Origin of the sequence: Pseudoalteromonas sp. NGC95, from assembly GCF_015864705.1 — a bacterium.
GTDB lineage: Bacteria > Pseudomonadota > Gammaproteobacteria > Enterobacterales > Alteromonadaceae > Pseudoalteromonas > Pseudoalteromonas arctica.
Genome location: NZ_JADYWR010000002.1, coordinates 87431 through 103236, shown reverse-complemented (window position 1 = coordinate 103236; position 15806 = coordinate 87431). Strand labels below are relative to the sequence as shown.

General features: G+C 37.5%; 11 protein-coding genes. 8 read left to right on the top strand and 3 right to left on the bottom strand.

Annotated features, from left to right (window positions below):
• Positions 1 to 239: 239 nt before the first annotated feature.
• Genes I6E70_RS02820 through I6E70_RS02810 form a run of 3 tightly spaced genes read left to right on the top strand, consistent with a single transcriptional unit; the run spans position 240 to position 6381 of the window.
• A complete protein-coding gene (locus I6E70_RS02820) occupies positions 240 to 1637 on the top strand; it encodes a PhoH family protein (RefSeq protein WP_197187986.1) in 1398 nt (465 codons plus the stop codon).
• A gap of 51 nt (positions 1638 to 1688) precedes the next feature.
• Positions 1689 to 5498, top strand: coding sequence for a PAS domain-containing hybrid sensor histidine kinase/response regulator (locus I6E70_RS02815; RefSeq protein ID WP_197187985.1), 3810 nt, complete (start codon positions 1689 to 1691; stop codon positions 5496 to 5498).
• The gene (locus tag I6E70_RS02810) at positions 5482 to 6381 is read left to right on the top strand and encodes a diguanylate cyclase (protein ID WP_197187984.1); all 900 of its coding nucleotides are present in this window, start codon (positions 5482 to 5484) and stop codon (positions 6379 to 6381) included. Before I6E70_RS02815 ends, I6E70_RS02810 begins: the two co-directional genes overlap by 17 nt.
• 66 nt (positions 6382 to 6447) lie before the next feature.
• Here I6E70_RS02810 and I6E70_RS02805 read toward each other — a convergent pair whose 3' ends face one another.
• Both I6E70_RS02805 and I6E70_RS02800 read right to left on the bottom strand, forming a co-directional pair.
• Entirely contained in the window at positions 6448 to 6828 is a 381-nt protein-coding gene (locus tag I6E70_RS02805; protein WP_007586943.1) for a DUF3192 domain-containing protein, read from the bottom strand.
• A gap of 185 nt (positions 6829 to 7013) precedes the next feature.
• On the bottom strand, positions 7014 to 7958 hold the full coding sequence (locus I6E70_RS02800; RefSeq protein ID WP_007586942.1) for a D-2-hydroxyacid dehydrogenase: 945 nt from the start codon (positions 7956 to 7958) through the stop codon (positions 7014 to 7016).
• A 387-nt stretch (positions 7959 to 8345) separates the two neighbouring features.
• On the opposite strand from I6E70_RS02800, the gene I6E70_RS02795 reads away from it, so the two are divergent.
• Together I6E70_RS02795 and I6E70_RS02790 are read left to right on the top strand one after the other, a co-directional pair.
• Positions 8346 to 9479 carry a 1-acyl-sn-glycerol-3-phosphate acyltransferase gene (locus I6E70_RS02795; protein ID WP_024590668.1) on the top strand — a complete coding sequence of 378 codons (1134 nt, stop codon included), beginning with the start codon at positions 8346 to 8348 and terminating at the stop codon, positions 9477 to 9479.
• A gap of 105 nt (positions 9480 to 9584) precedes the next feature.
• Positions 9585 to 9830, top strand: coding sequence for a DUF1289 domain-containing protein (locus tag I6E70_RS02790; RefSeq protein ID WP_007586940.1), 246 nt, complete (start codon positions 9585 to 9587; stop codon positions 9828 to 9830).
• Here I6E70_RS02790 and I6E70_RS02785 read toward each other — a convergent pair.
• A complete protein-coding gene (locus I6E70_RS02785; protein ID WP_165722137.1) occupies positions 9827 to 10525 on the bottom strand; it encodes a substrate-binding periplasmic protein in 699 nt (232 codons plus the stop codon). The genes I6E70_RS02790 and I6E70_RS02785 overlap by 4 nt on opposite strands.
• Positions 10526 to 10643: 118 nt before the next feature.
• Here I6E70_RS02785 and I6E70_RS02780 point away from each other — a divergent pair, with 118 nt between their 5' ends.
• From I6E70_RS02780 to I6E70_RS02770, 3 genes are read left to right on the top strand one after another with little or no spacing between them, the layout of a single operon-like run.
• The gene (locus tag I6E70_RS02780; protein WP_002962585.1) at positions 10644 to 10847 is read left to right on the top strand and encodes a DUF3283 family protein; all 204 of its coding nucleotides are present in this window, start codon (positions 10644 to 10646) and stop codon (positions 10845 to 10847) included.
• A 14-nt stretch (positions 10848 to 10861) separates the two neighbouring features.
• Entirely contained in the window at positions 10862 to 11263 is a 402-nt protein-coding gene (locus I6E70_RS02775; RefSeq protein ID WP_024592829.1) for a GNAT family N-acetyltransferase, read from the top strand.
• A gap of 25 nt (positions 11264 to 11288) precedes the next feature.
• On the top strand, positions 11289 to 15791 hold the full coding sequence (locus tag I6E70_RS02770; protein WP_197151654.1) for an EAL domain-containing protein: 4503 nt from the start codon (positions 11289 to 11291) through the stop codon (positions 15789 to 15791).
• Positions 15792 to 15806: the final 15 nt, after the last annotated feature.

Sequence of the window (15806 nt, the reverse complement as noted above, 5' to 3'; positions counted from 1 at the left end):
ATTTGGCTCACTTTTAATTAATTTTGTAAGTGTTAATTATTACTATTAAAACAACTTGTTTATGACTCTTTTTTAGGTAAATCAAAACTAATTACAGTTTGTAATAAAACGGACTTTTATGACAAATAGACTAAACTTACATTATGCCTTGGCAATTAAGTATTGCAGGTTTAAGTTTTGCCCGTTTTACTTAGTTATTTTGGTATAGCATAAAAATCATAAAACGTAAGGAAAGTGCTATGGAAAAAGCTTCGAACCTTGAAAGTAAAATGTATGTGCTAGATACCAACGTACTACTTCACGAACCCCTCGCTTATTTGTCTTTTCAAGAACATGACGTTGTAATTCCGATGACAGTGCTTGAAGAGCTCGACCACATAAAAGACAGAAAACACGACGTAAGCCGCGATGCGCGCGTCGCTATTCGTGGATTAGATGAAGTACTTAAAAATGCAACGCCCGAGCAAATGCTACAAGGCGTGGCGCTGCCGAGTAACAAAAAGGGAAAAGCGAGCTCTGCAGGTACCCTCATTATTGTAAACGACCATTTATTTGCCGACTCCATTTCTGGTCTGCCGGGTAACGAAAACGACCATCGTATTATTAATTGCGCCGTGTATTTACAAAAGCAGCACAGTGATTCAAAAGTTATATTAGTAACAAAAGACATAAACATGCGTTTAAAGGCCAAAGGCGCAGGGCTTAAATATGTTGAGGATTACCGTACCGATCAACTTATTGACGATATCAGCTTACTCACTAGTGGTTATAAAAAAATTGAAGGTGATTTTTGGGACCATGTAGGGGAATGTAACACGCAGCAACACGGACGCGATACGTTTCATCATGTACCTAAAAACTTAATACCTGATGTATTTTGTAATGAATATTTACTTGATGGAGGGGATCAGTTTGCGGCGCGTGTTAAATCGTACGATAACGAGCACATAACGCTCAAAGATATTGGTGTTGAGCGTTTAATGCATCAACAAGCATGGGGCGTTAAGCCCAAAAATATTTATCAGGGAATGGCGCTTGATGCGCTGCTAGATACAAGTATTGAACTTGTTATTTTAACAGGACCAGCAGGGTGCGGTAAAACCTTGTTAGCACTTGCCAGCGCCCTTGAAATGGTCATCGAAAAAGGTATTTACGATAAAGTAATAGTCACTCGTAATACGCCAGAAATAGCAGAGTCCATTGGCTTTTTACCAGGCACTGAAGAGGAAAAAATGGCGCCATGGCTTGCAGCCATTACCGATACGCTGGAGGTATTGCACAAAGGCGACGAAAATCCGATATCAAGCCGAAACTACATTATGGAGAAGGCTAATGTTCAGTTTAAATCGGTTAACTTTATGCGTGGGCGTAGCATTCAAAATGCGGTGGTCATTTTAGATGAGAGCCAAAATTTAACGGCATCTCAACTTAAAACGATTATTACCCGCTGCGGCGAAGGTACTAAATTAATTTGTACGGGTAACTTGGCGCAAATTGATAGTAACTATTTAACGCCAGTAACATCGGGCTTAACGTACATAGTAGAGCGCTTTAAAAACTTTGAAGGCAGCGCAACTATAAACCTCAACGGTGTTGTACGTAGTCGCTTAGCGTCATTTGCAGAAGAAAATTTATAACTTGCGCTTAACAAATTGGCTCGATAGTCTATCGATTGATTTTCGAGCCAAATGGCAGGCAGTACATTGAATTTTTTACCTCTGAAGCATTATTATCGTTCATTATTCATTGCGCTTTTAGTGCCATTGATTGTCGCTTTTTTACTGTGCTTGCACTTATATAATATAAAGCTTGAGCGGGCGGTTGAAAAACGCGAAGCCGATTTTACGAATGTTTCAGCACAGGTTACTCATGGGATGGAGTCGGTGAGCAATCTACTTACCACCATGTTTAGCTTATACGAACAAACGACCTATCCAAAAATAAACCAAAGCTTACTCGAGGGCATAAATCAATATGATGGTTACTATTACCGTCACTTTAGTGAGCAAGGCACTGAAATTGTAGGTAAGGGGGAGTTTGCGTTATCTGCTAAGGCATTAATGCAGTGGCAGCAGGCTATTACATTAGGGCCTTCGTTTAATACAACGCTTGCATTAATGCAGTCGTTGTCTGCTGTAGCGTATGTTGATAATAATGGTTTTGCTTATGTAAGCAGGCGCAACAAAAGCCAAAGTTTAATGCTTACTGAAATTCTAAATGGAAAATTCAAGCCAAAATTTTCACCAAACAAACTTACTTCAAGTCCCATTGTTAAAGTGAATGATAAATCGTATTTTGCTATTGGCCGACAGCGAAGCACTGGCTCAGCCGATTACATTATTTTGATTTATGATGTTCAGGCAATTTCTGGGTGGTTAAAAAAGGTTTCACCGAACAGTGGTGAATACGTTTTTATGAACCAATCACATCAAGTTATCGCCAGCTCTAAACAGTTAATAGAGCAAGCAACAGCATTAAAAAATTATTGGCCTGATTTGGCCCAGCACCACAGTAAAAAAACAGTCTTAACTAGTGATAGTAATTACTTTATGCAGCCTATGGATGAGTTACCTATTCACGCAGCATTTTACGAGCACAAACCTCAATTAATAAGCCCAATTAAGTATGAAATACTATTAGAGTTTGCATTTTTAACGCTATTTTTAAGTATTATGTTTGGCGTGTTTTTTTGGTTAAGCCAGCGCATTTTTATTAAGCCAATGACTCACTTAATGTCGTACCTAGAGAGTAACGGTACACAGCAAGAAGTGCAGCTCGATTATAAAGTACCGCTGAGCTGGCAGCCTTGGTTTTCTAAAGTGAAGCGTGTATTTACTAAAAACAAACAGTTAGTTGATTCATTACAAAGTGCAAATAAAGCTCTGGACGACCAGGTTCAGTTGCAATCAGAAAAGCTAAGCCGCAGTTACGAAGCAAAAGAGCGTCACTTGGCTTTGCTCAACACTATGCTAAACAGTGTGCCAGATCTTATTTATTTTAAAAATATTGATGGATCATTCTTAGGATGCAATAAAGCATTTGAGGCGTACATCGGTAAAGATCAAACTGCATTAGTCGGTAAATATGTAGATGATTTAGGTGATAACGATCAACAAATAAATGCGCTTGAAAAACAAGTATTACAAAATAGAAACAGTGTTGAACAGCGAATAGAAACCGATAAAAAAACGTATCAACTTACTATTGCACCTTTTTATAACGAGCACCAACATCTGTTGGGGACTATGGGTATTGGTCGCGATATTACCGAACAGCAACAAGCATTATTGGCCTTAAAAGCATCAGAATCTAAATTTAGAAGTGCGATTGAATTTGCGGCTAACTGTGTGGTTTTACTCTCGCTTGAGCACACAATATTACAAGTAAATAAAGCGGCAAGAAAGCAGTTTTCTGAACAGTCAGTACTGGTTGGTGAGCAGTTAAAAGCATTGTTTGACGATACTCAATGGCAGCAAATAAAAAGCACTTTAGCGCAATTGCTAGATGACAAAAAACGCGTATACCACTTAACGCTTGCTCAAGGGCGCTTAACAAGTTGGTTGCAACTGAGTGTATCGCTGGTATGGGATGAAAACCGCGACCCAGCTTATTATGTTATTCACATTCAGGATGTGAGCGCATTAACTAAATCAAAACTAGATGCCGAACGAGCAACCCTTGCTAAAAGTCGCTTTATAGCCAATTTAAGTCATGAAATACGCACTCCTCTTAATGCTGTTTTAGGGCTGCTCGATATGCTTATTGAGCAAGGATTAACGCAAAAGCAATTACAACAAACGGATCAAGCTAAGCATGCAGCACAAAGCTTGTTACTAATGCTCAATAGAATGCTTGATTTTGCACGCATAGAAAGTTCGCAAACCGATTTAAAACAAGCATCTTTTAGCATGGTTGAGCTGGTGGATATCTGCGAAAGTTTAACGGCTCCATTGTGCGAAGGAAAAGGTATTGAATTTGTTATTGATATTGACCCGTTAATAGCGACTGATTTGATATGCGACAGTATACGTTTACAGCAAATATTAGGTAACTTATTAACAAATGCTGTTAAGTTTACGAAAACAGGTTCTATCACTTTAAAAATGGAACTTATTGAAAGCGATAGCCTAGAGCAACAGCATATTTGCTTTAAAGTAATTGATACCGGTATGGGTATAGATGAAGCCGATCAGAGGCGTTTATTTGACGCCTTTACGCAAGGTGATGAGTCTTCAACACGTATACATCATGGTGTTGGGTTAGGTTTAGCGATTGTTAAACATGCGGTGTCATTAATGGGAGGGGAGATTGCTTTAAAGAGTAAAAAAGGCCATGGCTGTGAGTTTTACTTCAGCGTTAGCTTTTTGGTTGATAGCACTAAAAATACAATGTTGCCGACTAATACATTGGCTATTTTATCGGATCAAAGCAAAGAACTTAAGCAAGTAACAAATGCTTATGCAGAGCTTGCTAATATTAATTTAGATGAAGTACTCAAATACCCAATTAAGCTCTCCAATACTCAGCAAATAATAATCGATGCGGCCGATTTACCTGCACTTTTAAATGTTGAAGCAATTAATGATTCGTTATCAGCTAAAGAAACATCGGTAATTATTATTAATCATCAGCACACACTTAATTTACCAACAAGTGAGCATTTAGCTGCGCATCACGTTAAAGCATCGGCATTGGGACAAAGGCTATTTAGCTTGAACTCTCAGCAACAGCCTAAAGCTAGTACCAATGCCGTAATATATAATATTGCTGAAACTAAAGTTGATATATCGGGTCTACTTGTATTAGCCATTGATGATAATCAACTTAATTTAGAAATAATTAGCAGTGTATTACGCCAAGCAAACGTAAGTGTTGTTACCGCTTTAAGCGCATCTATCGGCATGGAATTATTGCAAGTTTTAAAGCCTGACTTAATATTGATGGATGTGCAAATGCCGCAAATAGATGGCTGCCAAGCTACGGCTTTAATTCGTCAACAGTTTGACGCAAAGCAACTGCCTATTTTTGCTTTAACGGCTCATTGTGAACCCGCTGATATTGAACGTTCTTTAAAGTGCGGTATGAATAAGCATTTAACTAAACCAGTTGTTGCTAAGGTACTTATTGATGCAATTGCCGATTTAAACTTAGTTAAACCAAGCTTTTTTGAAAAATCATTCGCATTAACGCAGTTTAGTATGGATGAAAAGCTCCTCAATACAATGATTGGTAAATTTGCTAATTTATGCGAAACCCAGCTATTGCAAATAGAAGAAACAACCAATAAGGATGATTTGGTACGCTTAGTGCATAGTATAAAAGGTGTAGCAGGTAATTTAGGTTTTAGACGATTGTCTCACTGCGCTTTATTGTGTGAAAGAACACTTAAAACAACTAACAAGCCTGTTGAAATAACACTGAAAGAGCTTATTATGCAGTTAGAACAGGTAATTGTTTTTATAAAAGGGGTAGGGGCTAGGGATGTCGAAAAGAGCTAAAGTACTTATTGTAGATGATGATCCAATCAACAGATTAGTACTTGAAAAAACACTTAAAGTAGAACACGAGGTATTCTTAGTTGAAAGTGGTGAAAAAGCACTGACCTTTGTAAAAACTGCGCAAGTTGATTTAATTATCCTTGATGTGATTATGCCAGGAATTGACGGCTATGAAGTGCTTGTGCAACTTAAAGAAAATCCGATAACTCAATCGATCCCCGTTATATTTATATCAGCTAATCGTAGCCATGATGACGAAGCTAAGGGCCTAGAGCTCGGTGCTATGGATTATATCACCAAGCCATTTAGCCCTTCTATTGTGCGTGTTAGGGTTCGTAACCAATTACTTATAAAGCAAAAAAATGATCTGCTAGAAATGTTAGCCTCAATCGACGGCTTAACTGAAATCCCAAATAGACGCTACCTAGACGAAAACTTAGCTCGTGAATGGCGCCGAAGTAAACGCAGTGGAACCCCGCTATCAGTGTTACTTATGGATATAGACCACTTTAAGCGTTACAACGATTGCTACGGACATCGTGCTGGCGATGAATGTTTAAAGGATGTTGCACAAGCACTCGCAGCTCAATGTGAACGTGGTAGTGACTTTATAGCTCGTTATGGTGGTGAAGAATTTGCAGCTGTATTACCTGGAATGAATAGGCATGAAGCTATGGAGTTTGCTAATAAATTACGCAATGCTGTAAATGCTTTGAATATAGAACATAAAGGCTCATTAAATGCAGACCACATCACTATTAGTATAGGTATTGCCACTACTCAAAGTGGAAAAGTGTATGCTGAGCAAGCGTTATTAGAAGAGGCCGATTTAGGCCTATATGCCGCTAAAGATGCAGGGCGAGATAGAATAGTTGCACTCTAAAAACTTAATATACAAAAACGCCAATATTCATATATTGGCGTTTTTGTATCAAACATTTTTTATTGGTTACTGCGTGATCATACCTAAAGCGGTTTCACCAATGCCCACTAACTTATCATTTTTAAATACAAGTGGCGTACATTCATCTTTCGTTGTTTTAGAATCTGAATGCTTGCTATGAGTTACATAAAAAAGTACTTGGTATACATCGTCATCTTTTTTTAATAGCTCTGTGAAATTAGGCGTTTTTAATTGCGTCAAAACAGATTGGTAACTGCTATCCATTTTTAGCTCTGATATAACTTCACGATTATTTTTATGTTGTGCTTGCCAGCTAGATGAATTCTTACCAGCCCAATGAGTCTCAGCTTCACCATCTGATACGGCAATAACACAGCCTGTTAAAAATGGAGCGATTAAAGCGGCTGCTAAAAGTGATTTTTTCATTTTTATTTACCTTAATAAGATTTTTAATTGGTTATTAGCTGTATTAAAGCAAAGAGTAGACCATATTTATAAGTTGTTATTAATCAGTTTGTTAAGGGGGTTAAGCTGTTTTTATCTAATAAAATATTAAATGTATTAGTAAAAACAGCCATTTTTTAGCTTATTTGATTACTACAATAAAATCACTACACCAAGCGGTTACGTGATTCGCCTTTATTAAATGCAGCAATATTTAAACTTACTTCATTAATTAAACGCACAATAGATTCGGTGCTTGCCCATGCTATATGTGGAGTAAGTAAAAGGTTATTACCTTTGTAATTAGCAAGTGGGTTTGAAAGCTCAGCAGGTTCTTTAGTTAGTACATCAACACCGGCTCCAGCAATTAGGTTTTGCTCAAGTGCTGTAGCTAAGTCGGATTCGTTAATAATTCCACCACGTGCTGTATTAATAATTATAGCGCTTGGCTTCATCATTTTAAGCTCATTAAGTGCAATTAAATCACGTGTTTCATCTGTTAGCGGGCAGTGTACGCTGATTATATCGGCTGTTTTAATGACGTCTTCAAAAGGCGTACGACCGTCGCGACATTTAACACCTTTGCGCTCTGCAACAATAACATTTGCGCCAAATGCCTCAGCCACTTTAGCAACGCCTTTACCTAGCGTACCACCGCCTATAATGGCAAATGTTTTACCTTGTAAGTCGTTAAAGCTGTAATCGAGTATGCAAAACATTTCACTTTTTTGCCACGCGCCTTGCTGGCAATCCGCCTGATAGCGGTGTGTGTTACCCAGTAAGTTAGTAATTAAAGAAAACGTATGTTGAACAACAGAAGGTGTTGAATAGCCAGCTACATTAGTTACGGCAATACCAAATTCTTTAGCGGCTTCTAGATCAACATTATTAGTACCAGTTGCACTTACGCAAATTAATTTAAGCTGTGTAAGTTTGCTAATAGTGTCGCGATTTAAAACTGCTTTATTAGTGATTAATACATCAGCGCCTTGGCAATGTTCAATAACTTGCTCTGGGCTAGTAAGTTCATAAGTCGTTAATTTACCAAGTTGTTCAATACCAGTAAGAGACGTTTTAGCTAACGTTGCGTTATCAAGAATAGTAATGTTCATTATGAGCCCTAAAATAAGTGGATCTGAAAGAGTTAAAATCGTAAAAAGATGCCTACGATCCATCAAAAATCTAAAATACGAGCTTAAGGTACTACGAAAGAAAGGCTTTGTTAATGGTATTACTACCAAATGATTAGAGGGCTTTGTATTAGTGGTCTGCCCACTAGCAGATTGAGAACATGGTATTTTGCTAGACTGATCAGATTTTTGCACTTTTAAGCAAGCTCATGGTCATAGAAGGTAATTAAACTCGGCTTTAAAACAAGTTGCTAAAAATAAAAATCGTTTTTTTGGTTATTTCGCATTTTAGATTGGCTGAGTTATAATCGGATATAGACATAAACGGTGCGCTTTGGCGTACCGTTTTTTAACATTGTAGATGTAGTAATGAGTGAATTAGAAGATAAATACGCAGATATACGCCCATACAACGACGACGAAGTTGCGGCGTCGCTTACACGTTTAATTAACGATGATGCGTTTATTGATGTAATAGCAAAGTATAATTTACCGCGCTTTTTATCGGCAGTGCCTTTTATTGCGCGTCCAATGGTAAGAAGTCAGTTACGCAAAAAATGGGGCAAAGTAAGCACCGTTGAAGATGTGCAAAATGAAGTGGCACAATACTTAGATAAACTAGTGAAACGCACCACATCAAAAGTTACCTTTTCTGGGTTAGAACAGTTAGATGCTAACCAGGCCTATTTATTTATTTCAAACCACAGAGACATAGTGCTTGATCCTGCATTAGTTAACTGGGGTTTATACCAACATAAAATGAAAACAGTGCGTATTGCTATTGGCGATAATTTATTGCAAATACCTTACATTACTGAGCTTATGCGTCTAAATAAAAGCTTTATAGTTAAGCGCTCTGCTAAAGCACCAAAAGAGATGCTAAAAGCACTGACTCAATTATCGTCATACATTTACGATTCTGTGGTCGGTGGAAATTCTATTTGGATTGCGCAAAAAGAAGGGCGTGCAAAAGACGGTTTTGATCAAACTGATCCTGCGCTTTTAAAAATGCTGCAATTAAATGGGCGTAAACAAAAGAAAGAGTTTGGCGATTATATTAAAGAGTTAAAAATAGTGCCTGTTTCTATTTCTTATCAATATGAGCCGTGTGCAATTGCTAAAGCCAAAGAGCTTTACCACAAGCAGCATCATGGTGAGTACGTTAAATCGGCTGGTGAAGATATTGCGAGCATTGTTGAAGGCTTTAGTACTGCTAAAGGGCACGTGCATTTAGCATTTGGGCAACCAATTGAATCTAAATGTGATAGTGCTGAAGAGCTTGCTAAAACAATTGATAGGCAAATTGTTGATTCGTTTTATTTACACCCAGGCAATTACATCGCTGGTGGTTGTAAAGATGCGGTAATAGACTCTCCTGATACAGCGACATTTGAACAACGTTTAGCTTGTGTACCTGAAGAGTTAAAACCATTAGTGCTAGCTATGTATGCTAAGCCATTTCACCGTAAAACAGAGATAAATACTAATAGCTGTGAACATTAATACTCACAGCTCAATGAAACTAAGCAGCAATTAAATTGCTGCTTTTTTTTTGCTCAAAAATAACGCTATACTAATACCTCCTCTTCAACTGGGCGGTACTTATGCATGCAACAAATTGAAATATTTGATATTCCAAGTCCTTGCAAGAGTATTTGCTTAGTTAATAACAGAGGGTATTGCAAAGGGTGTTATCGTAGTCGGGATGAACGCTTTTCGTGGAATACCTTAACTAACGACCAAAAAAAGAAGGTGCTTAGTTTGTGCCAGCAGCGCTACAAACGTTATCTTCAAAAAAAGCAGCAAAATGCAGTGCCAAGCACACAGGCGCAGCAGCAAGGGTTCGACTTTTAAAAGCTTAATCCATACTTGGCTCTTAGTGCGTACACAGTGCCATTGTTAGTTAAGTTAATTAATGACATTTTAAGCTTTTCTACCAAGTTTTCATTACGCTTATTTAAATAATGATAAAGCGGATAAGTATTCAGCACTTCTTTTACAAAGCAACCTTGAGGTGAAGGTAGCTCATTGTTTTGCATTATAAAGTTAATCATTAAAGCTCCCTGTACTTTTTTCTGAGCAAGCAAATTAAGTTGGGTATTCATGCTTTTAACTTTAATAATATTCCCTGCAAACTGTGTGCTTGCTAAATAATGTTCTTGGACAGGGTAGCCATCAACAATTGCGACGCTATCGAGCTGTTCTAAACTGCTAGGTAAACAGTTTTTATACAATACTAAGTCAAACTTAAAGAGCTCATAATCGACCCTAATTAAGTTTTCGTAATTTTTTTCAACGCTTGCATCTCTTCCTAACTGCCCATCAAGTACGCCATTATTTGCAGCTAGCAAAGCATTTTGGTGACTAAAATCGATTATATGTATTTTAAAACCGATATCTGCGTATGCTAACTTTAATAACTCTAAGGCATAATCAGCTTGTGGTGTACTTTGCGGACGATTAAAAGTGAGGTTGTATTGATGACTAAAACAAGAGGCACTAAAAAATAAATTTACCAATAATAACAAGATACTAAAATGTCTATTCATTATCAGTTCCAATTACTACAGAAATAAATAAAATAAGACGCGTATAATAACAAGGAGATTACCTCTTGCCCAGTTTCGGGGTTAATCAAATAATTTTAAAAGCGAATGAGGAAGTATTGTGAGTTTTAATTTATGCCTATTGCCACGTGAAGAAAAATACCAAATTCAGTTAGATTATGAAGCGTCTTTTTGGGCGTATCAAATTAAGCGAAATAAAAAAACGAGAGAGCAAGTTTATAATACAATCCATAGCCGTCCAATGGCTGAACAAATGGTTTTGAAGCAAAAATTTGAGCAATATTTAGCGCTAATGCTTAGCTAAGTGTTGATATAAAAATGTATACAGTTGAGTTGCTGGATGGGCTAAAAGTTCCACTCGTTAATAAATTTTATAAAAAACATAATGTAAGAGGGCGGGCTAATAAACAAGATAAGGTATGGGTTACTTACTATAATAATGAAATAGTTGCAGCATGTAGGCTGCAAGATAAAACAGAGTTTTTATTTTTATCTACCGTGTTTGTTGCGCTGGAACATCGCGGTAAAGGTGTTGCTAAACAGCTATTATCAACACTCTTAAAGTCGCAAGATAAGATGATTAATACCTTCGCATATAAAAACGTAGTTGATTTATATTGTGCTATTGGTTTTAACCAGGTGTTAACATATACTCTTGCTTTACAAGTACTTTTTGATACTTACAAACATCGAAATATAGTCGCTCTAGAGTACCCATAATAATAAATAATAATATGGAATAAGCATGAGTAAATGCGTTAATGGGATTATTAGTTGCTTTGTAGTTTTAATAACTATCCTAAGTTGCCAAGTAGGCGCACAAGTAAAACGTTTATCTCCAAGCGAAGGCTTATCGCAAAGCTACGTTAATACAATGCTTATCGACACTAATGGTTACCTTTGGCTTTCTACTGAGGCTGGGCTTAATCGTTATGATGGCTATCAAGTTATTCCAATAAACGGCCCTAATGGTGAATTAGAAGAAGCGATCATTGATCGTATTTACCAAGACCCTCAAGGGCACATTTGGATTGCCTCGTTACTTGCAGGCCTATTTAGGTACGACCCCGTAACAGATTCATATCAGCAATTTCTAGAAAAACCTACCAGTGAAGAAGAGATTATCAATCAGTCTGTGTTTAGTATGGTGGCCGTTGATAAAAAAACACTTTGGATTGGGCGAGGCCGCGACTTTGCAAAGCTTGATATAGCAACCGGAAAAATCACAACTATTTTTGAGCTTCCGGCTAAATATAAAAATACCCTTGTGAGAAAGCTATTTGCTTACAATGGTTATATATTTATAGGTACAAGCCATGGCGCATACGTATTTGATATTGCTACAGAGCAAGTTAGACCCCTGCAGCACTTAAAAGGTGAAGCTGAGCATATTTACCAAAATAATGTTAAGTCGTTCGCATTAGGTGAAAATAAACAGTTGTTAGTAGGGGCGGTCCAAGGTTTATACGAAGTTGATATTAGTAACTTATCAAAAATGTTTGAACGCCCAGATTTACCTTTTAAAAGTAAAGTATTACTAAGTGACCTAAATGTTTGGAGCATAGTAAACGAACACGGAACAATAGATTTAGCTACCGACAAAGGCTTGTTTAAATTTGATTTAAACACCGGGGAGATGATTAAAAACACTCGAATAGCCCAAAGTAAGTACACACTTGCCGATACCAGTATTATTGATATGGCAAAAGATAAATCGGGTGGTACGTGGGTTGCGACTAAGACTGATGGTGCGTTTTACTTATCTCACGACAGCTATCATTTTAATAATGTCGATGGCACTTTGCTCGGGGGGGATGGTTTATCGCATCACTCTATCTGGGGAATTACCGAATATAAAGACAAGCTTTGGCTTGCAACGCATAACGGTATTACCGAGGTTGATTTAAAAACAAATATTGGTAAAGCTTATTTAAAAGATTACAAAGTCGACTTACTCACCACTGAGTTTACCGTATATGAAATAACGCCTTATAAAAATAATTTATGGCTTTATACGAACCGTGGTTTGTTTATTTTTGACCCTGTAACGCATCAAGTTAGCGAACCTAAAGTACATAACCCTGCTAATCAGGAGCTAATTACCGGTAGGGTACATGGCGTTACATTAATGCCAAATGGCGATCTATACTTTGTGCACTCAGATCATGGGGTATTTATATACAATATAGATTCTCAAGTAATAACGCGTTTGGGTGGCCAGTTTGATCAATTTGAACCCTTTTTAGCCCATGGTTTTTTACCTGCGCTGAGCAATAAACCAGATTCACCATTATTTTTTAATGCCGGTATTTTATACCAAGTAAACCCAAGTGATTTAGCACTTAAAATGATTTATAAAGTGCCAAAACAGCATGAAAACGTAGCCATTAGTGTGCTTTCTTACTTAATTGATAACAACAATATATTGTGGATATCACTTTCTAATTTCGGCTTAATAGGCCTTGACGCATCTACCTATCAATTAGTCCATACAATCGATTTAGAGAGGAATAAATTAGGCACTCTGCTATACGATATGGTGCTAGATGATGATGGCATGATCTGGATGAGTAGCCATAAAGGCATTTGGCGATTAAACCCAGAAACACTTCATTTTCAGCAATTTTCTACATCAGAAGGGCTACTCTCTGCTGAGTTTAATAGCAACGCCATGGCACAGCTTAAAGATGGCCATATTGCGTATGGTAGCTTAAAAGGTTTTACTTATTTTCATCCAATGGAAAACCAAAACTATCAGTCGCTTATTGATCACGTAAATATTACGCGAGTTGATTTAATGTCACGAGATTTATCGCTTGATTTAAAACAACCGCTCAACGAGGTTGTGTTAAACCATGATGATATAGGGCTTGAAGTTGCATTTTCGGCCATGGCATTTAGTAATCAAGAACGCATCATTTATGAGTATCAACTCGATAACGGACAAAAAAGTTATACCCGAAATAACAACCGTGTATTGTTTCCAAAATTGAATCCAGGTAATTATCAATTAAAAGTTTGGGCTAAAGACCCCCTGACTGGCGAATATACCTCGCCTGCTATTTTAAAAATAAAAGTAAAGTATCCACTTTGGCGTGCACCTTATTTTATGGTGCTTTACGGCATGCTGTTTATTGGCTTTGTTGCTATGTGGGTTATGCGCCGTAATAAAATTCAGCGTATTTTATTGGCAGCAAATAAAGAAAGTAAAGAAAGCGAAGCGCGTTTAAAGCTAGCGCTTGAAGGCAGCGAATCGGGTGTTTGGGATTGGGAATCAAGTAATCCAAGTATTTACCAACCTCGCTTAGCGAGTGAGTTAGGCTACGAAAATGAAACCGTGAGCCTAGATGAATATTTATCTAAAATTCATCCGCAAGACAAACAGCTATTTCGCTTAGAGTGGCTTGAGTTTTTATCTACCGATAAAGGTTACTTTAATTGCACCTACCGCCTGCGCCATGCAAAAGGCTATTGGCGCTGGTATAAGGATTTTGGAAAAGTCGTTGAGTGGGATGATAAAACGCCACAAAAAGTAGCGGGTACCTACACAAATATGACCCGTGAGATGGTGTTTGAAGAACACGCTTTACTATTTACGGCAGCATTTGAGCAAACACGTGATTGGGTGTTTATCCTCGATAAAAATTTAAATATTCGGGCTTCTAATAAATCACTGCAAACTGCCTTTAACTTCTCTGCTGAGTCGTTATCTAGTCGAGCATTAAATTTAGGTATATCGCGCAGCAATCGTTTTGATTATTTACGTATAATGCAAAAGCTATCTATTGGAGAGCACTTTTCGTGTGAAGATAGTGTAGTTTTAGCAAGTGGTGAGCCACGCCATGTACTTGTGAAAATAAGTGCAGTGGCCGATAACGAACAGCGCCTTAATAGCTATGTCATTATTTTAACCGATATAAATGCACAAAAATCAGCCGAAAATGAGCTGCACTTATTGGCCAACTACGATGCCTTAACAGGGTTGCCAAATCGTACGTTATTTAATGACCGCGTTGAACACGCCCTTGAGCAAGCAAAATTTCACGAATGTAAAGTCGCTTTATTACATATAAATATTAAGCGTTTTAAATACTTTAATGACTCTTTGGGGCATGCAGTTGCTGATGAGCTAATTAAAGAAGTCGCTGAGCGTTTAAAATGCTCCTTGCGTCCATCTGATAGTGTTGCTCGATTTGGTGGCGATGAATTTGTAGTACTGGTGGAAGATATTCAGCAAATCGAACAAGTACTCATTATATGCACTAAGTTGATGGATTGTGTGAATCAAAATATTACGATTAATGGCCAAGTTGTAAACGTTAATTTAAGTATTGGTGTGTCTATATCACCAGATGATGCACAGCAAGGCTCTGCGCTTTTAAAAGCTGCGAGCATAGCGTTATATCATGCAAAAGACTCTTTAGAGGGGCGTTATCAGTTTTATAAGCAAGAGATGAATCAGCATGTTCAAAGAGCGCTGCATCTTGAGTCTCAGCTAACTAAAGCGTATCAAGAAGAAGAATTTTGTAATTACTACCAGCCTATCATTAACGCTGAAAGTCAAAAAACAGAAGGCTTTGAAGTACTGCTGCGTTGGCCTGAAAATAAGCTTGTGCAAACTCAAGAGTTTTCGGTGGCAGCAGAAGGTATAGGCCTAATTACAAAAATTATGCTGCAGACTTTTGCGCGCGCTTTATTAGAGCTAAAAGAGTGGCGAAAAGCCTCACCTAGCCTGTATTTATCTATTAATTTATCGGCTCTTGATTTTGAGTTTAAAGACCTTGTTCCTGAAATTAAAAAAGCGTTAAGTAATTCAGGAGTATCGTCTGAGGCAATTGTTTTTGAAATAACCGAATCAATATTAATGCGTGATTCAAAAGAAGCGCTACACAGCATGGAACAACTTAAAAAGTTGGGCTGTAGATTGTATATGGATGATTTTGGTACGGGTTACGCATCGCTTACTTATTTAAAGCGTTTTCCTATTGATGTATTAAAAATAGATAGAAGCTTTGTACAAGACATAGGCATAGATTCTGACGATGAAGCTATTATTCAATCAATACTCGCGCTTGCAGATAGTTTAGGTAAAGAATGTGTAGCTGAAGGCGTAGAAAGCTCGCACCAACTCGCCTTTTTAAAGGCGCGAGGATGCATGCATTTTCAAGGGTACTTATTTAGTAAACCGGTACCTAATACCGAAGTACTCCCGCTTATTAATCGTAATTGGAGTGATATATTTAATTAATAATAGCAGTACTTA